The sequence below is a fragment of the Streptomyces bugieae genome, from assembly GCF_036352915.1.
GTDB lineage: Bacteria > Actinomycetota > Actinomycetes > Streptomycetales > Streptomycetaceae > Streptomyces > Streptomyces endophytica.
This window is the reverse complement of sequence record NZ_JAZBJP010000013.1, coordinates 148,392-171,198: the sequence shown is the minus strand read 5'-3', so window position 1 is coordinate 171,198 and position 22,807 is coordinate 148,392. Positions and strand designations below refer to the sequence as shown.

The 22,807-nt window shown below is 73.5% G+C and carries 16 protein-coding genes and 2 pseudogenes; 9 read left to right on the top strand and 9 right to left on the bottom strand.

Going from position 1 to position 22,807, the window contains the following annotated elements; genetic code table 11:
- The 4 genes from V2J85_RS21675 to pgfA form a co-directional block, all read right to left on the bottom strand.
- On the bottom strand, window positions 1–3,750 hold a 3,750-nt coding region (locus tag V2J85_RS21675; protein ID WP_330822489.1), incomplete at its 3' end, for an alpha-(1->3)-arabinofuranosyltransferase domain-containing protein.
- A complete protein-coding gene (locus tag V2J85_RS21670; RefSeq protein ID WP_261951709.1) occupies window positions 3,747–4,472 on the bottom strand; it encodes a class I SAM-dependent methyltransferase in 726 nt (241 codons plus the stop codon). The genes V2J85_RS21670 and V2J85_RS21675, both read right to left, overlap by 4 nt.
- Before the next feature lie 8 nt (window positions 4,473–4,480).
- Window positions 4,481–5,689, bottom strand: a complete 1,209-nt coding sequence (locus tag V2J85_RS21665) for a glycosyltransferase family 4 protein (RefSeq protein WP_261951710.1) — start codon at window positions 5,687–5,689, stop codon at window positions 4,481–4,483.
- A gap of 219 nt (window positions 5,690–5,908) precedes the next feature.
- Window positions 5,909–6,919 carry a cell envelope lipid trafficking protein PgfA gene (gene pgfA / locus V2J85_RS21660; RefSeq protein ID WP_330822488.1) on the bottom strand — a complete coding sequence of 337 codons (1,011 nt, stop codon included), beginning with the start codon at window positions 6,917–6,919 and terminating at the stop codon, window positions 5,909–5,911.
- Window positions 6,920–7,219: 300 nt separating this feature from the next.
- Between pgfA and V2J85_RS21655 the strand changes: the two genes are divergently transcribed.
- Both V2J85_RS21655 and V2J85_RS21650 read left to right on the top strand, forming a co-directional pair.
- Complete coding sequence (locus V2J85_RS21655; protein WP_261951712.1) at window positions 7,220–7,366, top strand: hypothetical protein; 147 nt, start codon at window positions 7,220–7,222, stop codon at window positions 7,364–7,366.
- A 54-nt stretch (window positions 7,367–7,420) separates the two neighbouring features.
- Window positions 7,421–8,680, top strand: a complete 1,260-nt coding sequence (locus V2J85_RS21650) for a PucR-like N-terminal domain-containing protein (protein ID WP_261951713.1) — start codon at window positions 7,421–7,423, stop codon at window positions 8,678–8,680.
- Window positions 8,681–8,694: 14 nt separating this feature from the next.
- Here V2J85_RS21650 and V2J85_RS21645 read toward each other — a convergent pair whose 3' ends face one another.
- The gene (locus V2J85_RS21645) at window positions 8,695–9,645 is read right to left on the bottom strand and encodes a TetR/AcrR family transcriptional regulator C-terminal domain-containing protein (RefSeq protein WP_330822487.1); all 951 of its coding nucleotides are present in this window, start codon (window positions 9,643–9,645) and stop codon (window positions 8,695–8,697) included.
- Between the two features lie 227 nt (window positions 9,646–9,872).
- Between V2J85_RS21645 and V2J85_RS21640 the strand changes: the two genes are divergently transcribed.
- Window positions 9,873–11,471 carry an MFS transporter gene (locus V2J85_RS21640; RefSeq protein WP_261951715.1) on the top strand — a complete coding sequence of 533 codons (1,599 nt, stop codon included), beginning with the start codon at window positions 9,873–9,875 and terminating at the stop codon, window positions 11,469–11,471.
- Here V2J85_RS21640 and V2J85_RS21635 read toward each other — a convergent pair.
- On the bottom strand, window positions 11,464–12,087 hold the full coding sequence (locus V2J85_RS21635; RefSeq protein ID WP_261951716.1) for a mycothiol-dependent nitroreductase Rv2466c family protein: 624 nt from the start codon (window positions 12,085–12,087) through the stop codon (window positions 11,464–11,466). The genes V2J85_RS21640 and V2J85_RS21635 overlap by 8 nt on opposite strands.
- A gap of 128 nt (window positions 12,088–12,215) precedes the next feature.
- Complete coding sequence (locus tag V2J85_RS21630) at window positions 12,216–12,647, bottom strand: MarR family winged helix-turn-helix transcriptional regulator (protein ID WP_261951717.1); 432 nt, start codon at window positions 12,645–12,647, stop codon at window positions 12,216–12,218.
- Between the two features lie 87 nt (window positions 12,648–12,734).
- On the opposite strand from V2J85_RS21630, the gene V2J85_RS21625 reads away from it, so the two are divergent.
- The 6 genes and pseudogenes from V2J85_RS21625 (at window position 12,735) to rbsK (ending at window position 21,151) form a co-directional block, all read left to right on the top strand.
- Window positions 12,735–13,757, top strand: coding sequence for an NADP-dependent oxidoreductase (locus V2J85_RS21625; protein ID WP_261951718.1), 1,023 nt, complete (start codon window positions 12,735–12,737; stop codon window positions 13,755–13,757).
- Between the two features lie 129 nt (window positions 13,758–13,886).
- Window positions 13,887–14,315, top strand: coding sequence for an organic hydroperoxide resistance protein (locus V2J85_RS21620; RefSeq protein WP_261951719.1), 429 nt, complete (start codon window positions 13,887–13,889; stop codon window positions 14,313–14,315).
- A 309-nt stretch (window positions 14,316–14,624) separates the two neighbouring features.
- A complete protein-coding gene (locus V2J85_RS21615) occupies window positions 14,625–15,626 on the top strand; it encodes a LacI family DNA-binding transcriptional regulator (RefSeq protein ID WP_261951720.1) in 1,002 nt (333 codons plus the stop codon).
- 399 nt (window positions 15,627–16,025) lie between these two features.
- Window positions 16,026–17,810, top strand: coding sequence for a sugar ABC transporter ATP-binding protein (locus tag V2J85_RS21610; RefSeq protein ID WP_330822495.1), 1,785 nt, complete (start codon window positions 16,026–16,028; stop codon window positions 17,808–17,810).
- Window positions 17,800–19,874: pseudogene (locus V2J85_RS21605) on the top strand (ABC transporter permease/substrate-binding protein). The gene V2J85_RS21610 and the pseudogene V2J85_RS21605 overlap by 11 nt, the downstream one beginning before the upstream one ends.
- A gap of 338 nt (window positions 19,875–20,212) precedes the next feature.
- Complete coding sequence (gene rbsK / locus V2J85_RS21600; RefSeq protein WP_330822486.1) at window positions 20,213–21,151, top strand: ribokinase; 939 nt, start codon at window positions 20,213–20,215, stop codon at window positions 21,149–21,151.
- Between the two features lie 177 nt (window positions 21,152–21,328).
- Here the strand turns inward: rbsK and V2J85_RS21595 are convergent, their stop codons facing one another.
- The gene (locus V2J85_RS21595) at window positions 21,329–21,970 is read right to left on the bottom strand and encodes a M15 family metallopeptidase (protein WP_330822494.1); all 642 of its coding nucleotides are present in this window, start codon (window positions 21,968–21,970) and stop codon (window positions 21,329–21,331) included.
- 123 nt (window positions 21,971–22,093) lie between these two features.
- Window positions 22,094–22,657, bottom strand: a pseudogene (locus V2J85_RS21590) (carbon-nitrogen hydrolase family protein); the annotation flags it as partial.
- Between the last annotated feature and the right edge of the window lie 150 nt (window positions 22,658–22,807).

The following is a 22,807-nucleotide window of genomic DNA, read 5'->3' as shown; positions in this document are numbered from 1 at the left end:
GACGGCCTGGCCGGGGCCGATGCGGACGGTGCGCCGGTCCCCCGACCAGTCCTGAGCGGTGGCCCTGCGGTCCCTTGCGCCCGCACGCGTACCGGCCGGCCCGCCCTTCCCCGACGTCACACTCGTGGTCCCCCTCTCCGACGTCGCGCCCGTCGTCTCGCTCCCCGACGTCACACCCGTCGTCTCCCTCCCCGACGTCACACCCGTGGTCCCCCTCCCCGACGTCGCGCCCGTCGTCTCGCTCCCCGACGTCACGCCCGCCGTCCCCCTCCCCAACGTCACGTCCGTCAGCGCCAGCGGCCCCTGGTCGCCCGCCTCGACCCGGTGGCAGCCCGCCGCCAGTTCCAGGCGCCCGTCGCGCGCCTCGCCCGCGCACAACTGCACGGAGACGGGCCGCCGTTCGGTCAGATCGCGGACGTATCCCGAGGCCTTGGTCGCGTGCAGGACGCCGTCGACGGCGAGCATCGGGCCCTGGCCGCAGCCGAGCGTGAAGCGTGCGCCGGCCGGTGGCGGCGGGGTGCGGTACGCGTCCAGCGCCGGGAGGTAGACCTCGCTGAGGCCGACCGGGAGTTGTAGGGCCTGCCCGGCGACCGGGTTGTGGAGCGTCAGCTCCTTCACCTTGCTGATGGTGATGTCGAGGCGGTCGGTGGTGATCGGGTCGAAGCGGGCCTGGCCGTTCTCGTCGACGCCCGCGGTGGCCGCCCCGTCCGGGGAGTTGATCAGGATCTGCTCCGGCCGGGTGGAGATGCCGCCGGCCGCGGCCAGCACGATCCGGTCGATCTTCTTCCGCCCCGGCCAGCGCAGGTGCAGGGTCGGTTGGTCGCCGGCGATCCAGGCGGTGGTCAGGTCGCCGTCGACGAGGTTGCGGGGGCTGAGCGACCGGCCGAAGCCGAAGCTGGTGGAGTCGGCGGTGGCGGTGATCCGGTCCTTCTGCTCCGGTGCGATGCGGTCCAGCAGCCGGTCGAGTTCGGGGCCGGGCACGGGCAGCGCGGTGCCGGAGACCGCGTAGGGCGCGGGCGAGCCGGTGCGGAACTGGCGGTGCAGTCCCACCTCGGCGGAGACCGGCGACAGTCCGCCCGGGTCGCTGCCGCGGTGCAGCGAGATGGTCTCGGCGGGGGCGGCGGAATCCTGGGCGTCGGTGGGGAGTTGCAGCAGCCGGGTCACCTGGACGCCCGGCACGCCGATCTCGGCGAAACCGGCGCCGGAGAGCCCGGCGCGCGGTGTCTGTGCGCCGAGGACCGTCACCTTCAGCCACTTCGCCGGTCCCGCCGGGGCCTTGACCTGTTGTTTCGTCCCGTCGGGGCGGAGCGGGCCGACCGTGCTGCCGCGGTCGGTCGCGATCCGTACGGAGGTGGGGGCGGCGCGCAGTCCGTCCCCCCGGAGCGGGGTGAGGGACAGCGTGGCCGGAAGGGCGGTGGGCCGGGTGAAGGTGATCTTGATCCATTGGCCGACCGGGTCGCCGGCGCTGCCCTCCGCCCAGGCGGTGTCGGGGTTGCCGTCGAAGGCGTTGACCGGGTCGTACTGCGGCAGGTGGAACAGCCAGTTGCCGCTGGTGGAGGCGGTGACCGAGGCGGCGCCGCGGAGCACGGCGGTGGTCTGGTGGCCGATGCCGGAGGTCGGCAGGATCTGCCGGGGCGGCCGGCCGGGGTCCTGCACGCTGTCGGGGTGGTTGGTCTCCGAGGCCGTGTACGTGTAGGAGGTGTTGCTGTTGACGAGTCCGAAGCGGGTGTCGGCGCGGCGCAGTCCGTCGGCGGTCAGCTGGAGCGGCGGGGTGCCGAGCCCGGGGTGGTGGTCGCCGGTCAGCACGGTGGGCCGGCGGCGCAGCGCGGGGTCGGCGGACAGCTGGAGGAGGGCCTCCGGGCCGCCGCTGAGCTGGGCGGTGTCCGCGACGGCCCGGGCGGTGACCGGTCCGGGCGCGGGGGTGTCCCTCGGCCGGTAGATCTCGACGGCGCGTTGGCGCGGATAGAGGCCCTGGATCTGGAGCGGGGCCTCGGCGGGGATCCGGCCGCCGGTGGTGAGCGGGCCGAAGGCGGCCGCCTTGCGGTAGCCGGACGCCTCCAGGGTGCTTTTGACGGTCTGCGGCGGGACGTAGCCGATCTGGTCCGGGTCGAGGTCGTTGCGGACGACGACGTCGTACAGTCCGGCGCGGTGCAGGTAGTCGCGCAGGCCCGGGACCTCGGCGCCGGTCAGCAGGGCCTGTTCGACGGCGTCCAGGGCGCGCCGGGCGCCGGGGGTGCCGAAGGGCACGAAGTCCCGTTGCGTCCAGGGCGATCGGGCCAGGACGTCGAGGGGGTCGTCGATGGGGGAGCCCCAGGTGTAGATGCCGTGCGCGGTGGCGGGGACCACCAGGGCGCGGCTCTGCGGGGAGTGCGCTTTCAGCCACTGGGCGGTCTGCGTCCAGTAGGCGGGCAACTGCTTGAAGGCGCCCGGCTGGAGGACGGTGCCGGTGAGGAACGGCAGGGCGAGCGCGGGCAGGATGAGGAGCGCGGTCAGCAGGGGCAGCCGGTGGCGGGCGGGGACCCGGCGGGTGGCGTGCCGTCCGCCGGCGGCCGCGAGCAGATGCGCCAGGCCCAGGGTGAGCGCGAGCGCCAGGCCGGGCGTGAACTTGTAGATGTTGCGGAACGGGCGCAGCCAGCCGTTCAGCCAGTCCTGCCACGGCCCGTGCAGCGGCCCGCCGAGCGCGCCGCCGTATCCGGCCAGCGTGATCAGCGCGACGGACAGCACGGTCAGCAGCAGCCAGCGCCGCTCGGGCAGCTCGCGGCGGGCCAGGCCGGCCAGGCCGAGGGCCGCGGCCAGCGCCGAGCCGAGCACCGCGTACGGTCGGGCGGTCAGCGTCCAGCCGGCGGGCAACCACGGTTCGCCGAAGTTCAGATAGCCGACCCAGTTGCCGGCGCCGCGCAGCAGTTCGGTGGCGGACATGGTGCCGGTGGTGGTGTCGGCCTGCTCGATGAACGGCATGAAGTTTTCGCCGTGCAGGCCCAGCAGGAGCAGCGGCACCACCCACCAGGCGGTGGCCAGCACGACCCCGGGCAGCCACCAGGCGAGCAGCCGGGTCCGGCGCGGCCCGGTGCGGGAGAGCAGGTACAGCCCGGCGGGCAGCAGGCAGGCCAGCGTCGAGGCCGCGTTGACACCGCCCATGAACGGGATCAGCAGCGCCGAACGGGCGGCCGCGATCCGCGCGTTGACCTGCGTGTTCGTCAACGGCAGCAGCACCCACGGCAGCATCGCCCCGGGCAGCGCGGCGGCGGAGGTGGAGCCGATGACGAGGGTGAAGGTGGGCCACAGCGCGTAACAGGCGGCGGACAGCAGGCGGGAGGCCGGGGAGCCGCACCGCAGCCGTTCGGCCAGCCGGAGGGCGCCCCAGAACGCGGTCGTGACGATCAGGGACATCCACAGCCGCTCGGCCAGCCACACCGGTAGGTGGGCGAGGTGGGCCAGGCCGTAATACGGGAGGGCCGGGAAGGCGTAGCCGATGTACTGGTCGGCGAGGCCGCCGAGACCGGCCCGGTCGTGCCACAGCTGCCCGAGGTCACCGAGGAAGCGCCAGGGATCGGTGCTGACCCCCAGCTTCGTCTCGAACGTCATCCTGCCCGGCGCGGGCGCGAGGAAGCCGGCCAGGGTGAGCGCCCAGAAGGCGAGCAGCCAGCGCCGGGACCGCGGCCGCCCGGGCGAGGGGGCCGGGACGGGCGCGGTCCGGCCGCCGGCGTCGGGCGACCCCGGGGACGGGGAGGACCTGAGGGTCTGGGTCATGGCAACCGCCGCAGGATGAGGAGGAGGTTCCAGGTGGCGACCTCCCGGATGCCCGGGAGGCGGGGGATGGCCTCGGCGAGGAACGGCGCGTAGCGGGAGCGTGCGGTGACGAGCGCGACGTCGTCCCGGGCCCGCACCTGGCGCAGGGTGCGGCCGACGTGCACCGCGAACAGGTTGACGCCCAGGGTGTGTTTGGCCGGTCCGCCGGTGCGCCGCCGGTAGCGGCTGCGGGCCCGCTCGGCGCCAAGGTAGTGCCAGGGCGCGGTCTCGTGGCCGCCCCAGGGGGAGAACCAGTTGGTGAAGGCGACGTAGACGAGCCCGCCGGGGCGGGTGACCCGGATCAGTTCGCTGAGGAAGGTCTGCGGGTCGGCGACGTGTTCCAGGACGTTGGACGAGAAGCAGACGTCGGCGGCGCCGTCGGCGAGCGGCAGCAGATAGCCGTCGGCGATCACCGCGCCCTCGGGCCGCCGCCCGCGGGCGGTCAGTTCGGCGGGATCGGGCTCGAAGAGGTAGCCGTGGGCGCCGCGCCGCCGGAACTCCTCGGTGAAGTGGCCGCAGCCGCCGCCGACGTCGGCGACCACCGCGCCCTGCAGCGGCAGATGGCGTTCGACCTGGTCGGCGGCGTCGCGGGCGAGCAGCCGGTAGCAGTGCTCGGGATCGTCCTGCTCCCGCAGGAAGGCCCGGAACAGGGCCCAGGACCGGCGCAGTGAGGGGTCGCGCACTTCGGGCCTCACCGCCCGGGGGACGCGGTGCGGAACGCCTCCGCCGCGACCGCACGGAAGCTGCGGACGGTATGGCTCCACCGGAAGCGGGCGGCCCGCGCCTCCGCGGCGAGTCCCAGGGCGGTACGGCGCCGCGCGCTCAGCCCGAGGGCGCACCAGTGCGCGGCGAAGGTGCTCTCCCCGCGGGCGAGCAGACCGGTGACGCCGTCCTCGACGGAATCCCGCAGTCCGGGGATGTCGAAGCCGAGCGCGGGGGTGCGCCGGGCGGCCGCCTCCATGACCACCAGGCCCCACCCCTCGACCAGCGACGGGTGCAGCAACAGCCACGCGGAGCAGAGCAGTTCGTGTTTGCGCCGTTCGCAGATCCGGCCGGTGAAGGTGACGCCGGGGCCGGCCAGCGCGGTCAGCCGGGCGCGTTCCGGTCCGTCGCCGACGATCACCAATCGGCCGCCGGTCACCGGCCGGACCCGTTCCCACAGCCGCAGCAGCAGGTCGATCCGCTTGTACTCGACGAGCCGGCCCATGGCCAGGAACAGCGGTTCGGGCGCCTTCGGGACCAGCGGCCCCGGTTCCTCCACGCCGTTGTGCACCAGCCGGACGCGCTCGGGGGCCACGCCCAGCTCGTGCAGCGCGGCCGCGGTCGAACCGGAGACCGCGACCATCAGATTGCGGCGGTGCGCCCCGGCCAGCGCCCAGTGCTCCAGTTGGCGGCCCAGCCGGGCGGCCGGCCCCGGGTAGCGCAGCCGCCACAGGTCCGTGTGCACGTGGTTGACCAGGCACAGCGTCGGTCCGCGGTGCCACAGCGGGGCGAGGTACGGCATGCCGTTGCAGACCTCGACCAGCAGGTCGCAGCCGCCGACCCGGCGCTCCAGGTGGCGTGGTGCGCGCAGGAAGTGGCCGACGTCGCCGCCCGCGGACACCACCCGGTAGTCCGGGGCGGGGGTACCTCCCTGGCCGGGCGGAGCCGAGGCCTTGGGGGAGGCCGGCCCGCCGCACACCAGGGTGACCTGGTGACCGTGTGCGGTCAGGCCCTCGGCGATCCGGTCCACCAGCAGCTCGGAGCCGCCGGCGGCCGGGTTGCCCAGGTCACGCCGGGCGAGGAAGACGATCCGGCGGGGGAGCGGGGGCGGGCCGCCGGCGGGGGGACCGGCGGCCGCGGGCGGGGCGAGCGGCGGAGCGGGGCGGGTGTCGGGAGCGGGCCGTACGTGTGGGGGCATGGGCGGATCCAACTCGTCTCAGGGTGCGGTACCGGTGGTGGGGGGACGTACTGCGTGCTGAGTCGTGCGGGTCGTGCTGCGCCATGGGGTGGACAGTTTTGGGCCGGGCCCCGGGGTGCGGCTACTCACCGGGGTGACAAAATCCGCGCGGTCTTGAACTGACGGTTCATCACTTCACGCAAGCCGTGGGGCGCCGCGGCCGGCCGGCGGCGCGGGGCGTCACCCGCCCTCCGTGCGCCGCCGCCCCCGCGCCACCCAGATCACCCCGGCCGCCGTCAGCAGTCCGCCCGCCACCGCGGCGCCCACCGGCAGCGCCCCGCCGACCAGCGTCAGCCTGCCGCTGTCCGCCTCCGCCAGCCGCAGCTGCGCCCGTCGCGTCGCCGGGGTGAACCGCAGCCGCTCGCCGCGCAGCAGCGTCACCGCGTCGTGCCGGCCGCCGGGCGCCCGCAGCGTCTTGACCGGCGAGATCGCCGCATCCACGATCCGGCCGGTGCGCTGCTCGGCGACCAGCTCGATACCGGAGTTGGCGTACCACTCCTCGGCCTGGATCTGGCCCTGCCGCGGCCGCCCGACGAGCCGCCCGGGGACCTGCCGGCTGCCGGTCCTGGTGGCCGGCACGGTCCCGGTGAAGCGGTACAGCACGAGCCCACCGGCCCGCCGCTCACCGGCGAAGCGGAGCGGAACGGCGGCGCCCAGCGTGTTGTCCCACCAGCGGTATCCGGTCCGCCGCAGGTCGAAGGGGAACTTCAGGTAGGCATCGCCGTCGAAGCGGGTCGGGGCCTCGCCGCAGCAGTGCACCGGGGCGTTGCTGCGCCGGTCGGTGACCCAGCGCTCGGTGGTCCACTGGAACGCCCGGCGCGGATCCGCGAGGGCCAGCGTCTTCGGGGTGTCGACCGTGGTGGAGACGTCCCACACGGCCCGTCCGCTCTTCTCGCTCGCCGCGACGTCGCCCAGTACGTGCCGGGTGAGGGTGATCCGCTGCCGGTCCCTGGTGCGCAGGGCGTCGGTGTCGAAGTAGCTGCCGGTGCCGGTGAAGACGGTGGTGACGTCGACGTCGACCGGGGTGACCTTCGCCCACGGCGTGACGTACCAGGCCAGCAGGGGTGCGAGGACGAGCAGGAAGACACCGAGGCCGAGCAGTGCCAGGGATGTCGGGGCGGCGGTGCGGGCACCGGTCGCCGTGGTGGCGGGGGCCGGAGGCGGGGCGGAAACGGAGGTGGGGGAAGGCATACGGGCACTCCTGGAAGCGGTGGGGGATCACGCTCTGGTGCACGTGCGGAGGGGCGGGCGGCCGCCCGGGAAACGGCGTCGGGCGGGCCGGGCGCCCATGGGCCGGGAACGTAAGCGAACTCTTGACAGACCGTCAATGCCCTTCCACACTCGGCAGTCACCACGACCGAGTGGTGCCGCGCTGTGGGACGCGGCACGAGCCGGACCCCGATTCCGTACGCCCCGGGGCTGTGCCGTGTGCCGTACCGACCCGACGGAGACCGGTGAGGTCTCCGGTCCCGACGAAGGGCTCGCCGCGCCATGCACCGGATGCTCGCCGCCGCACTGACCGCGCTGACCGCCGCCGCCCTGGCCGTCGCCGCCGCACTCGGCATCGTCGCGGCGCTGGATGCCACCCCCGAACAGCCCAATGTGCCGCTGGTGACCTTCGACCGGGCCGGCGAGTAGGCGGGCGGTATGCGCAGCCCGGCCGGCCCGCGGCGTACGAAGGAGGTCCTCGCCATGGTGACCGCCGTCCGCTCGGCCTGGCGGGACGTCCCGCCCTACCAGGTACGGCAGTTCGCCACCCTGGCGCTGGCGGAGGTGCCCACGCTGGCCCAGGACATCCTGCGCGAGATCCGCCACGAGTACCCCCAACTACCGCTGGTTCCGGACGAGTTCGGCGAGCCGCGGGCGCTGGTCGGCATCCGCCAGTCGCTGGAGCACTTCGTCACGCACCTGACCACCGGGCTGGACCGGCCGCACGTCCACCCGCGGGTCTTCCAGGAGTTCGGCCGCGGCGAGGGCATGCAGGGCCGCAGCCTGGACGCGCTGCAGGCGATCTACCGGCTCGGCGTACGGCTGGCCTGGCGGCGGCTCGCCGAGATCGGCCAGCAGGTCGCCATCCCCGCCCCGGCGATGTACGAGCTGGCCGAGTCCGGCTTCGAGTACCTCGACGGGCTGGTCGCCGAGTCCGTCCGCGGCTACGCCGAGGCCGCCGCCCGCCAGGCGGGGGAGCGGCTGCGGCAGCAACGCCGCCTGATGGAGCAGCTCTTCGGCCTCGCGGCGACCCGTACGCGACGCGGCGGGAGCGGAACCGGAACGGCCCCTCCCGGGGCGGCCGGCGGGGTGCCGGCGGCGCTCGCCGAACGCGCCGCCCGGATCGGCTGGCCGCTGCCCGAACGCGTCGCGGTCGCCGTGCTGCTGCGCCCGGACCGGGCGGCGGTGGCCCCCGCCGTCGCCCCGGACGTCCTGCTGGACATGGAGTGCGAACGGCCGCGGATGGTGGTGCCGGAACCGGACGCCCCGGGCCGGCGCGAGCTGCTGGGCCGGGCCGCGGCCGGCTGGTCGGGCGCGCTCGGCCCGGTCGTCCCCCTGCCGGCCGCCGCGAAATCGCTGCGCTGGGCCGGGGCCGCGGCCGACCTGATCGAGCGCGGACTGCTGCCGGCCGGCGAACTGCTGCAGTGCACCGAACACACCGAGGCGCTGGTCCTGCTGCCGCCCGAGGAGCTGATCGACGACCTCACCCGCCGCCGCCTCGCCCCCCTCGACGACTGCGGCCCGACCCACGGGCGGCGGCTCGCGGAGACCCTGCTCGCCTGGCTGGAGACCCGCGGCGGGGCCCCGGAGATCGCCGCCCGGCTCGGCGTCCACCCGCAGACCGTGCGCTACCGGCTGCGCCAGATAAGGGAGTTATGGGGCCCGGAGGTGGACGACCCGGACCGCCGCTTCGAACTGGAACTGGTGTTACGGGCGCGGCGGCTCCGCGGGGAACTCCACTGAGCTCTCCGGCCGGGTCAGGCGGTGTCGCCGCGGCCCTCGACCAGCACCGCCATGCCGTCCAGGAGGCGGGCCAGACCGAACTCGAACAGCGTCTCCAGGTTGAAGGAGTCCTCCGGGGAGTCGGACATCGCCGCGTACATCGGATACGCGCCGGACGTGAAGATGCCCTCGAACTCCGGCTCCATCGCGGCCATCCACTGGTCCTGGTTCATCCCGGTCTCCTGCTCGGCCTCCAGGTCGTCCTCGAAACCGGCGGCGGTGAACATCACGAAACCCAGCAGTGTCACGGCCATGTGGAGCTGGGTCACCGGAGCCGCCCCTTCGACCCGGCCCACGGTCCACTCGATCAGTGCCATCGCCCGCGGCATCGGCTGCGGGCGGGTGACCGACAGGTACTTCGCCAGCCATGGATGGCGCCGGTAGAGCGTCCACTGCAGCCGCGCCCCGGCCTCCATCCGGTCGCGCCAGCCGTCCGGTGCCGGATCGGGCAGCTCCACCTCCCCGAACACGGCGTCCGCCATCAGCAGTTCCAGCTCGTCCTTGCCGGCCACATGGCGGTAGAGCGCCATCGACGACACCCCGAACTCGGCGGCGACCCGGCGCATCGACAGCGCGCGCAGCCCCTCGGCGTCGGCGACCTTGATCCCGGCCCGGACGATCCGCTCCTGGCTCAGCCCGCCGTCCGCGTCCCGCGATCGCCGCTCCCGCGGGGCCGGACCGCGTGCCGCCCGCTGCTGCGGCCGCGGCTCGGCCACCACCGTCCCCACGCCCGGGACCGCCCGTACGACCCCCTCCTGGCGCAGCGTGGTCAGTACCTTCGTGGCGGTGGCCATCGCCACCCCCCATTCCTGGGTGATCCGCCGGGTCGACGGCACCCGGTCGCCCGGCGCCAGTTCACCGGCGTCGATGCGGCGCCGGATCTCCGCGACGATCCGGCGGTAGGGCGGTGCGCTGGGCTGCGCCACGGGGGGCCTCCTCCGTCTGGGTGCCGGGTCAGGGCCTCATCGGTGCCGTACTAGTGCACCAGGGCCTTCGCACTGACGCCGACAGTAGCAGCGCGGGGAACTACCCGCCCCTACCTGCGGCGCTCTGATATTGCGCACTAGGCAGGTGCACTAGTGTGATGCACCTGCAACTCCCTTGCCGTTCCTGATGTTTGCACCGTAAGTCGCGGGTGCTTACCGTGTCACCCATGTCGTTTACCTCGTACACATCGCCTGCCCCCGCCCCGGCCCCCGAGCCGCGGGCCGGCCGCCGGGAGTGGATTGCCCTCGCCGTCCTCCTGCTGCCCTGCCTCCTGGTCTCCATGGACGTCTCGGTGCTCTACTTCGCGGTGCCGTTCCTGACCGCGCAGCTCGAACCCAGCAGCGTCCAGCAGCTGTGGATCCTGGACGTCTACGGGTTCGTCCTGGCCGGCCTGCTCATCACCATGGGCGCGCTGGGCGACCGCATCGGGCGCCGCCGGCTGCTGCTGTTCGGCGCCCTGCTCTTCGCCCTCGCCTCCGGGCTCGCCGCCTACGCCGGCAGCGCCGAAATGCTCATCGCCGCCCGGGCGTTGCTCGGCATCGGGGGCGCGACCCTGATGCCGTCCACCCTGGCGCTGATCCGCAACCTCTTCCACGACGCCAAGCAGCGCGGCAAGGCCATCGCCATCTGGTCGGCCGCGACCATGGGCGGCATCGCGGTCGGACCGGTGCTCAGCGGGCTGCTGCTGGAGCACTTCTGGTGGGGCTCGGTGTTCCTGATCAACACGCCGGCGATGGTGCTGCTGCTGGTCTGCGGGCCGCTGCTGCTCCCGGAGTTCAGGAATCCGGCCACCGGCCGCTTCGACCTGCCCGGCTCGCTGCTCTCCCTGCTCGCCATGCTGCCGATCGTCTACGGCATCAAGGAGATGGCCCGCAACGGCGTGTCCGTCCTGCCCGTCCTCGCCCTCGCCGTCGGCCTGCTGGCCGCCGCGGGCTTCGTCGTCCGCCAGCGCACCGCCCGCCACCCCATGCTCGACCTCGAACTCTTCCGGCACCGCGGGTTCAGCGTCTCGGTGCTGATGAACCTGCTGGCGATGTTCGCGATCGTCGGCTGCGCGGTCTTCTTCACCCAGTACCTGCAGACCGTACGGGGCATGAGCCCGCTGGAGGCCGCGCTCTGGAACCTGCTGCCGACCCTCGCCGTGGGCGGCATGACCGCGGTGGCCACGGCGCTCGCCCAGCGGATGGACCGGGCGCACGTCATCGCCCTCGGCTTCGTCCTCGCGGCCGGCGGCTTCATCTGGCTCTCCTGGGTGGAGCCGGGCTCGGCCCTCTGGTACGTCCTGGTCGCCTCGTCGGTCTACGCCTCCGGCCTGGTGATGGTGGCGTCGCTCGGCAACGAACTGGCCCTCGGCGCGGCACCCCCGGAGCGCGCGGGCTCCGCCTCGGCCGTGCTGGAGTCCGGCACCGAACTGGGCGGCGCGCTGGGCATGGCGATCCTGGGCAGCGTCGGCAGTGCCGTCTACCGCGGCCACATGGGCGACGCCCTGCCGGCCGGCCTCCCCCAGGGGGCGGCCGACGCCGCACGGGAGACGCTGGCCGGCGCCGCCGCGGTGGCCGCGCATCTCCCGGCGCAGGCCGGCCGGGCGGTGCTGACCGCGGCCCGCACCGCCTTCACCGACGGACTGCAGACGGCCGTGCTGAGCGCCGCGGGCGTGATGCTCTGCGCGGCCGTGCTGGCCGTGGCGCTGCTGCGGGGGGTACGTCCCACACCGGCTCCGGTGGACCCGGCCCCGGCCCCGGCCTCCACGGAAGCGGTCAGCTGAAGTCGAACTCGCCGGTGCGGGTCCGCTTGAGCTCGAAGAACTTGTCGTAACCGGCGAGGAGGCGGGCGCCGTCGAAGACCCGCACCGCGTCCTCGCCACGCGGGATCGCCATCAGGACCGGCCCGAAGAAGGCGACGCCGTCGATGTGGATCGTGGGCGTCCCGACGTCCTCGCCGACCGGGTCCATGCCCTCGTGGTGGCTCTTGCGCAGCGCATCGTCGTACGCCTCGCTCCCGGCGGCACGGGCCAGCTCCGCCGGCAGTCCGACCTCGGCGAGCGCCTCCTCGATGACGGCCGCGGTGTCCTCGCGGCCGTTGTTGTGGATCCGGGTGCCCAGCGCGGTGTAGAGGTCGCGCAGCACGTCCTCGCCGTGCTCCTGGGCCGCCGCGATGCACACCCGCACCGGTCCCCACCCGGAGTCCAGCAGCTCGCGGTACTTCTCGGGGAGGTCCGTGCGGCCCTCGTTGAGCACGGACAGGCTCATCACGCGGAACCGCAGGTCCAGCTCGCGGTGCTGCTCGACCTCCAGGATCCAGCGGGAGGAGATCCAGGCGAACGGGCAGATGGGGTCGAAGTAGAAGTCGACGGAGTGGCGGGTCTCGCCGGTCTGTGTCATACGGCGACCCTAAGCCGCCACCGGCCCGCCCGCCCGGTCCACCTGGCCGCGGTGATCGTGGGCCACTTGCGCGACGGTGACGGCGGTGCTCCTCGCCGTTGCTCCGCGGTGCCGCCCCGCTACTCCGCCTACTCCGCGGTGCCGCCCAGCATCCGCTGCAGCAGTTCCTTCAGCAGCGTGCGCTCGGCGATGGTCAGCTTGCCGAGCGGCTCGCGGGCGAAGTGCAGCGAGGTCCGCAGCGCCTCGGCCGTCCGCGCGCCCTCGGCCGTCGCGGCGGCGAGCTTCACGCGGCGGTCGTCCGGATCGGGGCGGCGCTCGACCAGGCCGCGGGACTCCAGGCGGTCCACGATGCCGGTGACGTTCGACGGCTCGCACTTCAGGCAGTTGGCGATCTTGCGCATGGGCTGCGGCCCGACCGCGAGCAGGCTGAGGACGCGGGCCTGCGTGCCGGTGAGGGAGTGCTCGGCCGCGGCGTGCTCGTACTCCTCGTGGTAACGGGCGACGACGGTGCCGATGAGATCGACGACCTCGACGGTCAAGGAGTCTGGGCGCGGTGTCATGTGCACCAGGATACCCGATTACTTGACATCATGAAATATCGAGTCCATTATTGTTTCAGCACCTGAAGCATTAGGAGGATGGCTCTCATGTCCGCACTGCCCACGACCAGCCGCGAATGGCACCTCGTCGCCCGCCCGCACGGCTGGCCCACCCCGGAGGACTTCGCGCTGCGCGAGGCCGCGGTGCCCGAGCTCGGCGAGGGCCAGGTCCTCGTCCGCAACCAGCACTTCTCCGTCGACCCGTACATGCGCGGCCGGATGAACGACGTGAAGTCCTACGTCCCGCCCTTCCAGCTCGACGAGCCGATGGAGGGCGGCGCGGTCGGCGAGGTCATCGCCTCCCGCGCCGACTCCCTCGCCGTCGGCGACCACGTCCTGCACGGCCTCGGCTGGCGCGAGTACGCCGTCGTGGACGCCAAGCGGACCGCCAAGGTGGACCCGTCGCTGGCCCCGCTCACCGCCTACCTCGGCGTCCTGGGCATGCCGGGCCTGACCGCGTACGCGGGCCTGCTGGAGGTCGCGTCCTTCAAGGAGGGCGACGCCGTCTTCGTGTCCGGCGCGGCCGGCGCGGTGGGCAGCCAGGTCGGCCAGATCGCCAAGCTCAAGGGCGCCTCCCGGGTCATCGGCTCGGCCGGCTCCGACGAGAAGGTCAAGCTCCTGGTCGAGGAGTACGGCTTCGACGCCGCCTTCAACTACAAGAACGGCAACGTCACCCAGCAGCTGAAGGAGGCCGCGCCCGAAGGCATCGACGTCTACTTCGACAACGTCGGCGGCGACCACCTCGAAGCGGCCATCAGCGCCCTCAACGTCCACGGCCGGGCGGCCATCTGCGGCATGATCTCGATGTACAACGCCACGGAGCCCAGCCCCGCGCCGCGCAACCTCGCCATGGTCATCGGCAAGCGGCTGCGCCTCCAGGGCCTGCTGGTCAGCGACCACTCCGCGCTGCAGCCGCAGTTCGTCGAGGAGGTCTCCGCCTGGATCCGCTCCGGCGAGCTGCAGTACAGCGAGACCAAGGTCGCCGGCATCGAGCACGGCGTGGACGCCTTCCTGGGCATGCTCCGCGGCGAGAACACCGGAAAGATGATCGTGAGCCTGACGGAGGCCTGAGCGATCACCGGCGGCGGCCGCCGGACGGCGAGCCCTCCTCGCCGTGCCCTTGCGCGGGCCCGTTAGGCTCGGCGGCAAGCCGTCGCGATCCGTGGGCGCGAGTCGCGGCGAACCACAGGAGGATTTCGTATGTCCATCCAGACCGTCGACGTCGTCTACACCGCCGTCGCCACCGCTGAGAACGGCCGTGACGGCCGCGTCGCCAGCGACGACGGCAAGCTCGACGTGGTCGTCAACCCGCCCAAGGAGCAGGGCGGCAGCGGCGCCGGCACCAACCCGGAGCAGCTGTTCGCGGCCGGTTACAGCGCCTGCTTCCAGGGCGCGCTCAGCGTCGTCGCCCGCCGGGAGAACGCCGATGTCTCCGGCTCCCGGGTGACCGCCAAGGTCGGCATCGGCAAGACCCCGGACGGCGGCTTCGGCCTCACCGTCGAGATCGTGGCCTCCATCCCCACGGTCGACGCCGCCACCGCCAAGGACCTCGTGGAGAAGGCGCACCAGGTGTGCCCGTACTCCCACGCCACCCGCGGCAACATCGACGTCAAGCTGACCGTCGCCTGACCGAGCGCCGCAGTGACGTCTCCTGAAGAGGCGTCTGCCGCACGGCGTTTCCCGTAACGGCGCCTTCGCGCACGCGCCAGGGGCCGCATCCCGGACCGACCCGGGGTGCGGCCCCTGTCGTTCGCGGAGGCCCGTACGGCCACCCTTCTCCCGCCCCGTCGCATGCCCCCAGCGGCCGGCCGCGCGATCACGGTGTGACGCAGGCCACGCGCACCGCACCTTGACGCCCCCGCCGTGTAATCGATTTCGTAGCCCTCATGACATCCTCGTGAAAACGATTACACCGACGATCGGAACGGCAACGGCGCCATGGCGAACATCAAGGACGTGGCAGAGCGGGCAGGGGTCTCCGTGGCCACGGTCTCCCGGGTCCTCAACGGGCACAGCCCGGTCGCCGAGACCCGCGACCGGGTGCTCGCCGCCGTACACGAGCTGGGCTACCGCCCCAACAACGTCGCCCGCGCCCTGCGCACCGCGCGGACCGGCGCGCTCGGCCTGATCATCAGCGATCTGACCAACCCGTTCTTCACCGAGCTCGCCGACGCCGTCGAGGACGCGGCCCGCAGCCTCGGCTACAGCCTGGTCATCGGCAACGCCGGCGAACGCCCCGAGCAGCAGGACGACTACATCCGCACCCTGCTCGACCGCCGGATCGACGGCCTGCTGGTCAGCTCGGCCGGTACCGGTTCGGCGATGCTCCGCGAGGTCGTCGCCTCCGGCACCCCGCTGGTCCTGCTGGACCGCAGCGTTCCCGGCGTCGACGCCCCCTGCGTACGCGCCGACGGACGCGCCGCGCTCACCGAACTCGCCGGCCATCTCGCCGCCCTCGGCCGCCGCCGCCCCGCGATCATCGTCGCCCCGGCCGGCACCCCCACCGGCGACGAGCGCCTCGCCCTCTTCCGTACGGCGCTGGCCCGCCACGACATCCCGCTGCCCGACGAGCGGGTCGGCGCCACCCCCGACCTCCAGCCCACCGGCGGCCGCCAGGTGATGCGCGGCTTCCTCGACCTCCCCGAGCCGCCGGACGCGGTGCTGGCCACCGACAACCTGATGGCGCTCGGCGCGCTGGACGAACTCCGCGCCCGCGGACTGCGGGTCCCCGACGACATGGCGCTGGTGGTCTACGACGACGTGCCCTGGTTCGCCCACACCGATCCGCCGCTGACCGCCATCGCGCAGCCCACCCGTGAACTGGGCCGGGCCGCCGTCCGCACCCTGCTGGCCCGGATCGAGGGCAGCCCCGCCGAATCGGTACTGCTCCCGGCCCGGCTCGTGCCCCGCCGCTCCTGCGGCGAACCGGCGGGCGGCTGAGCGGCGGGCGGCTGAGCGGCGGGCGGTACGTACGCCTCCGACTTCCGACCCCTGACCCCCGACCTCTGACCCCCGACCCCTGGGCACCCGGCAGCGCACCCCCGGCACCCGTTCCCGACCGTCTCCGACCCCGCACTTCGTCTCCGAGGACCACCCGAGCAGCCACACCACCAGCCGGATCGGCGGGCGGCCACCACAGCCGTCGCACCAGCGGCCACACCAGCGAGCAGCCACACCAGCAAGCAGCCGACAACAAGCAGTCACCGGCGAGCAGTCACATGAGGATGAGAGGGGCAGCGCATGACCGGCGTCAACGACGACGTTCCGGACGGCATACCGGACAGCGCACCGGCCGATGTGCCGGGCCGCGCACCGGACGACGTGCCGGACGGCCGCGAAATGCTGCGCGTGGAGGGGGTGACCAAGTCCTTCCCCGGGGTGCGCGCGCTGGACGGCGTGGACCTGAGCCTGCGCCGCGGCGAGGTGCACGTCCTCCTCGGTGAGAACGGCGCGGGCAAGAGCACGCTCATCAAGATGCTCTCCGGCGCCCACCGCCCCGACCAGGGCCGCATCCTCGCCGCCGGGCCGGACGTGCCTGCCGCCGGGCCGGACGTGCCTGCCACTGGGCCGGACGTGCCTGCCACCGGGCCGGACCGCCCCGAGGCCGGGCCCACCACCAAGTCCACCCCCAGGCTCGGCGCCAAGCCCACCACCAAGCCCACCACCAGGCCCGGCACCAGGCCCACCACCAGGCCCGGCACCCGTCCCGGCGGCGATCTGCGCGAGGTGCACATCCGCTCCGCCCAGGACGCCGAGCGGCTCGGCATCGCCACCATCTACCAGGAGTTCACCCTCGTCCCCGGTCTGACCGTCGCCGAGAACCTCTTCCTCGGCCGTCAGCCCCGCACCCGCCTCGGCCTCATCGACAAGAAGACGATGCGGGCCCGCGCCGCCGAACTGCTGCGCCGCGTAAGGCTGGACGTCTCCCCGGACACCCCGGTCGCCGAACTGGGCATCGCCCGCCTCCAGATGGTCGAGATCGCCAAGGCGCTCAGCCTCGACGCCCGGGTGCTGATCATGGACGAGCCGACTGCGGTGCTCACCTCCGAGGAGGTGAGCACCCTCTTCGGGATCGTCCGCGAACTGCGCGACGCCGGCGTCGGCATCCTCTTCATCACCCACCACCTGGAGGAGATCGGCGCGCTCGGCGACCGCGTCACCGTGCTGCGCGACGGCCGCTCCGTCGCCCAGGTACCGGCCTCGACCGGCGAGGACGAGCTGATCCGCCTCATGGTCGGCCGGGACATCGCCGAGCAGTACCCGCGGCAGCGCCCCGACCGGCCCGGCCCGCCGCTGCTGCGGGTCCGCGGCCTGACCCGCCACGGCCGCGGGACCGGACCGGTGTTCCAGGACGTCGACTTCGAGGTGCGCGCCGGTGAGGTCGTGGGCCTGGCCGGACTGGTCGGCGCGGGCCGTACCGAGGTGGCCCGGGCGGTCTTCGGGGTGGACCCGTATGACGCCGGCACGGTCGAGATCGACGGCGAGCGACTGGCCCGGGGCGATGTCCGCGCCGCGATGCGCGCCGGCCTCGGCCTCGTACCGGAGGACCGCAAGGGTCAGGGCCTGGTCCTGGACGCGTCCCTCCAGGACAACCTCACCCTGGCCCGGCTCACCCGCGACACCCGTGGCGGGCTGGTGGACCGCGGCGCCCAGCGGCGCCGGGCGGCCACCGTGGCCGAGCAGTTGAAGGTGCGGATGAGCGGCCTGGCGCAGTCCGCCCGGACGCTCTCCGGCGGCAACCAGCAGAAGATCGTCATCGGCAAGTGGCTGCTCGCGGACACCCGGCTGCTGATCCTCGACGAGCCCACGCGGGGCATCGACGTCGGCGCCAAGGTCGAGATCTACCAGCTCATCAACGAGCTGACGGCGTCCGGCCGGGCGGTCCTGATGATCTCCAGCGACCTGCCGGAGGTGCTCGGCATGAGCGACCGGGTGCTGGTGATGTCCCAGGGCCGGCTGGCCGGAGAGCTCACCGCCGAAGAGGCCACCCAGGACGCCGTGATGGAGCTGGCCCTCCACACGGCCCACGGCACCGACCGCGGCACGGCCCACGGCACCGACCGCGGCGCCGGCCACCGCAACCACACCGACAAGAGCGCGATGGAGGGCTCCGATGTCCGCTGAGCTGAAGACGGGAGCCGCCGCCGAGGCGGTGGGACGGGCACCGGACCGGGAGGCGGGCGGCCACCGGCCCGCGGCGTGGTTCTCCCGGGCGGTCCTCAAGAACGGCCCGCTCGGCGGCCTGGCCGCCCTGGTCGTGGTGATGGCCGCGCTCTCCAAGGATTTCCTCAACGGCCAGAACCTCCTCAACGTCGGCGTCCAGGCATCGGTCACCGCGATCCTCGCCTTCGGCGTCACCTTCGTGATCGTCTCGGCCGGCATCGACCTGTCCGTCGGCTCGGTCGCCGGGCTCGCCGCCACCGTCGTCGCCTGGGCCGCCACCGGCCAGGGCCTGCCGGTCTGGATCGCCGTACTGCTCGGCCTCGCGGTCGGCGCGGGATCCGGACTGCTCTCCGGCGCACTGGTCGCGTACGGCAAACTGCCCGCGTTCATCGCGACGTTGGCGATGCTGTCCGTGGGCCGCGGTCTGGCCCTGGTCATCTCCGGCGGCTCGCCGATCCCCTTCCCCGCCTCGGTCAGCAGGCTCGGTGACACCCTCGGCGGCTGGCTGCCGGTACCGGTGCTCGTCATGATCGGCATGGGGCTGGTCGCCGCCCTGATCCTGGCCCGCACGTACGCCGGACGCGCGATGTTCGCGATCGGCGGCAACGAGGAGGCGGCCCGTCTCTCCGGCATCCACGTCAAGCGCCGCAAGCTCGTCATCTACGCGCTGTCCGGGCTGTTCGCGGCGGTCGCCGGCATCGTGCTCGCGGCCCGCCTCACCTCCGCCCAGCCCCAGGCGGCCACCGGCTACGAACTGGACGCGATCGCGGCCGTGGTGATCGGCGGGGCCAGCCTCTCCGGCGGCTCCGGCAAGGCGTCCGGCACCCTCATCGGCGCCCTGATCCTGGCCGTGCTGCGCAACGGCCTCAACCTGCTGAGCGTGTCGGCCTTCTGGCAGCAGGTGGCCACCGGCCTGGTCATCGCCCTCGCGGTCCTCCTGGACACGCTGCGCCGCCGGAGCACCCGATGAGGGCGGGCGCGGACGCGCGCACGCGCCGCGGCGACGCCCCTGGGGGTACGCACACGGATGCCCGCCGGGATGCCCGGAGGAGGGCGCGCGGGGAGGCCCGTGGGCGTGCTCGCAGGGATGCTGGTGGGCGTGCGCGTAGCGGGACGCTCGCGATGGCGGTGGCCGGGACCCTCACGGCCGCGCTCGCGCTCACCGGCTGCGACCGCGGCGGCAACACCGACCTGGGGCTCGCCCTGTCCACGATGAACAACCCGTTCTTCGTCGGCATCAAGAAGGGCGCGCAGGCCGAGGCCGACGCCCGCGGGCTGCACATCAACATCACCGACGCCCAGAACGACCCCACCCAGCAGATCAACCAGATGGAGACCTTCACCAGCCAGAACGTCAAGGCCGCCATCATCAACCCGGTCGACTCCGACGCCGCCGTCCCGGCCGTCGGCGTCGCCAACCGGGCGAAGGTGCCGGTCATCTCCCTGGACCGCGGCGTCAACGGCGGCACGGTCGGCTCGACCATCGCTTCCGACAACGTCGCCGGCGGCCGGCTCGCCGCGAAGACACTGGCCGAATCGCTCGGCGGCAAGGGCAAGGTGGCCTTCCTCGAAGGGCAGCCCGGCACCTCCGCCGCCCGCGAGCGCGGCCGGGGCTTCGAGGAGGGCCTCAGGAAGTACCCGGGCATCCAGGTCGTCGCCCGCCAGCCCGCCGACTTCGATCGCACCAAGGGCATGGACGTGATGACCAACATGCTCCAGGCCCACCGCGACCTCACCGGGGTCTTCGCCGCCAACGACGAGATGGCGCTCGGCGCCGCCAAGGCGCTGGGCGGCCGGTCGGGCAAGGACGTCCAGGTGGTGGCGTTCGACGGGACACCCGACGGGATCACGGCCGTCCGCAACGGAACCCTGACCGCCACCATCGCCCAGCAGCCGGAACTCCTCGGCAAACAGGCCGTGGACTGGGCCCTGAAGGCCGCCCACGGTGAGAAGCTGCCGCAGTCGGTCAAGGTCCCGGTGGTCCTGGTGACCCGCAAGAACGCGGCCACGTTCGACGGCGGATGAGGCCCACCCACAGACCCGATCCCAGGTGCGGGCTCATGCAACCCGCAGGACAGCAACGGCAGGCACGACGACAACAACACACACGGCAGCAACACCCCACACGGCAGCATCACCCCACACGGCAGCAAGACCCCACACGCGACGGCAACAACTGACACGCGACGGCAACACACGGAAACCCACACGCCGCCACAACACGCGTGACAGCAACAACCTCGACAGCAACATCCTCGACTGCAACAACATGACTCACGCACCACACACGAGAACAGAAGGAGAGCGGCGCATGGACAGCCATCGGCGGGGCCGGGCGACGCTCGGAAACGGGAGAACGGCGCATGTATGACGTCCTGGTGGTCGGCTCGGCCAACGCGGATCTGACGGTACGGGTCGAGCGACGGCCCGGCGCGGGAGAGACCGTGCTCGGCACGGACCTGGTCGAATCGGCCGGCGGCAAGGGCGCCAACCAGGCGGCCGCCGCCGCCCGGATCGGCGGCCGCACCGCGCTGCTCGCCCGGGTCGGCGGCGACGCCTACGGTGAACTGCTGCTGCACGCCCAGCGCGAGGCGGGCACCGACGTCACACCGGTCATCGTGGACGAGTCGGCCCGCACCGGCACCGCGATGATCATCGTCGATCCGGACGGCGACAACAGCATCGTCGTCTCCCCGGGCGCCAACGCCGCCCTCACCCCGCAGGACGTGGCCGCGGCGAAGCACACCATCGCCGCCTCCGCGGTGGTCTCCCTCCAGCTGGAGATCCCCATGGAGTCCGTACGGGCCGCCGCAGCCGCCGCCGAACAGGCCGGCACCCGCGTCGTCCTCAACCCCTCCCCGGCACCCCAGACGGCCCTGGCTCCCGAACTCCTCGCAGTCGCCGATCCGTTGGTGGTCAACGAGCACGAAGCCCGTCAGCTCTCCGGCCGCGCCGACGGCACGCCCGCCGAGTGGGCCGCGGCACTGCGCGACCAGGGCGCCCGCTCCGTCGTCGTCACCCTCGGCGGCGACGGCGCGCTGGTCCTGGACGCCTCCGGAGCCACCGAGGTGCCCGGCGTCCGCGTCAAGGCCGTGGACACCACCGGCGCCGGCGACGCCTTCACCGGTGCCCTGGCCACCCGCCTGGCCCGCGGCGACACCCTCCCCGAGGCCGCCCGCTTCGCCGTACGGGTCGGAGCCGCAGCCGTCACCAAGCCGGGCGCCCAGCCCTCGTACCCCACCCGCGCCGAACTGGAAGCCCTGGTACCGGAATCCGCCCAGGACGCGGGCGGCGGCAGCTGAGGCGAGTACCGGCGCGCGCCCACCGTCCCCGGCCTCGCCGGGGACGCAGGCGGCCCGCGCCTGCTCCCCGTCCTTCCGCCCCTTCCTCCTTCAGTTCCCCCAACTCCGCCAGTTCCCCCAGCTCCATCAGCTCCTCAACTCCGTCAGTCCCCCAGCTCCGTCAGTTCCTCAACTCCCTCAGTTCCCCAGCTCCTTCGGTCCGTACAGCGCACGGTCCGCGCCGGTCGCCACTGCCCAGTAGCGGTCGCCGTAGGACCAGTGCCACCACTCCGTCGGGTAGTTGACCAGCCCGGCGGCGGTGAGCGCGGCGCTCAGTATGCGGCGGTGCTCGCGCGCCGCGGGGGACAAGCCCGGCGCGGCCGTGTAGCAGGCACCGTCGCTCTCCTCCGGGGAGGCGTTGATCGGTGTGCCCATGTCGACTTCCTCGCCGTCTGCGCTGACGAGCGTGAGGTCCACCGCACCACCCGCGCTGTGCGGCGCTATCTCCGGCGGGGACACATACCGGCTGGCGGCCTCATGGACCCGTGCCCCGTCCCAGTCCGGGTGCGCGGCGCGCAGCTCGTCCGCGTACTGTTCGAAATAGCGCCGCTGGAGGCCCGGCGGGCGGTACCCCTCGACGAACTGCAGCCGCAGCCCGTCCGGCAGCGCCCGCTGCGCGTCCAGCAGCCGCCGCAGCACTCCCTCCCGCAGATACGCGAACGCACCCCGCTCGTCGCGCCGGTCCGCGGCCACCAGCAGACCGGGCACCGCGGTCCGCACGTCCACCAGCTGCTCACCGCACTCCTTGACCGGTATCGCCGCCACCGCCGGATTCGACATCAGCGTGATGCGGTCACGGACGTCGCTCACCACCAGCTCCGCACCGTCGCCCGGCACCGGCGCGGTCCACTCGGCGGCCGCCGCCACCCGCTCGCCCGACGGCAGCCAGACTCCGCTCAGTCCGCAGGCCGGCCCGGGACTGCCGACCTCCATCCCGTTGGCGAGCACGACGAGGAGGCCGTGCTCCCGCGCTATCGCGCCGTACCGCGCCAACCCTTCCGCCGCATCGTGGAAGGCGCTGGAGAGATACACCCGGCAGCCGTCCGCCGCGGCCCGCGCCGGCACCTCGGGGAAACTGTTGTCGAAGCACGTGGCCAGCGCGAACCGGATCCCGCCGAGGAAGAACCGGCCGTCGGCGCTGCCCGGCGCGAAGACCTCGCTCTCGTCGTCGGACAGATGGACCTTGTCGTAACGGGTCAGCAGGGCGCCGTCCGGTCCGTAGACGAACGAGGAGATCGTCGGCCGGCCGCCGGGCTCGACGGCCCGGCCCGCGGCGTTCACCACCGCCGCCACCCCGCTCGCCCGGCAGGCATCCCGGACCGGCGCCAGCCGGGCATCGTCGGGAGCGACCGTCAGCCGGTCCGGATCGGCCGCTATGAGCCGCAGGTCGTAGTGCGTCAGGGCGAGTTCGGAAAACACCACCAGGCCGGCGTCACGGCCGGCGGCCTCGCCGATGAGCGCGGCCATCCGCGCGGCGTTGGCCTCGATATCCCCTGGCACGGGGGCGAACTGTGCGGCTGCGGTGATCATTCCCCCATGATGCCCGCCGCGGCCCCGCCGCGTGCGGGCCTGTGGATAACTCTTCGCAGGCCCGGTCGCGCCTGGCTGGTCGAGCCC

Coding starts and splice junctions, on each gene's coding strand:
- V2J85_RS21665 (WP_261951710.1), bottom strand. CDS start 5,689: ATGCCCCCACACGTACGGCCCGCTCCCGACACCCGCCCCGCTCCGCCG.
- pgfA (WP_330822488.1), bottom strand. CDS start 6,919: ATGCCTTCCCCCACCTCCGTTTCCGCCCCGCCTCCGGCCCCCGCCACC.
- V2J85_RS21655 (WP_261951712.1), top strand. CDS start 7,220: ATGCACCGGATGCTCGCCGCCGCACTGACCGCGCTGACCGCCGCCGCC.
- V2J85_RS21650 (WP_261951713.1), top strand. CDS start 7,421: ATGGTGACCGCCGTCCGCTCGGCCTGGCGGGACGTCCCGCCCTACCAG.
- V2J85_RS21640 (WP_261951715.1), top strand. CDS start 9,873: ATGTCGTTTACCTCGTACACATCGCCTGCCCCCGCCCCGGCCCCCGAG.
- V2J85_RS21635 (WP_261951716.1), bottom strand. CDS start 12,087: ATGACACAGACCGGCGAGACCCGCCACTCCGTCGACTTCTACTTCGAC.
- V2J85_RS21630 (WP_261951717.1), bottom strand. CDS start 12,647: ATGACACCGCGCCCAGACTCCTTGACCGTCGAGGTCGTCGATCTCATC.
- V2J85_RS21625 (WP_261951718.1), top strand. CDS start 12,735: ATGTCCGCACTGCCCACGACCAGCCGCGAATGGCACCTCGTCGCCCGC.
- V2J85_RS21620 (WP_261951719.1), top strand. CDS start 13,887: ATGTCCATCCAGACCGTCGACGTCGTCTACACCGCCGTCGCCACCGCT.
- V2J85_RS21615 (WP_261951720.1), top strand. CDS start 14,625: ATGGCGAACATCAAGGACGTGGCAGAGCGGGCAGGGGTCTCCGTGGCC.
- V2J85_RS21610 (WP_330822495.1), top strand. CDS start 16,026: ATGCTGCGCGTGGAGGGGGTGACCAAGTCCTTCCCCGGGGTGCGCGCG.
- rbsK (WP_330822486.1), top strand. CDS start 20,213: ATGTATGACGTCCTGGTGGTCGGCTCGGCCAACGCGGATCTGACGGTA.
- V2J85_RS21595 (WP_330822494.1), bottom strand. CDS start 21,970: ATGTCGAATCCGGCGGTGGCGGCGATACCGGTCAAGGAGTGCGGTGAG.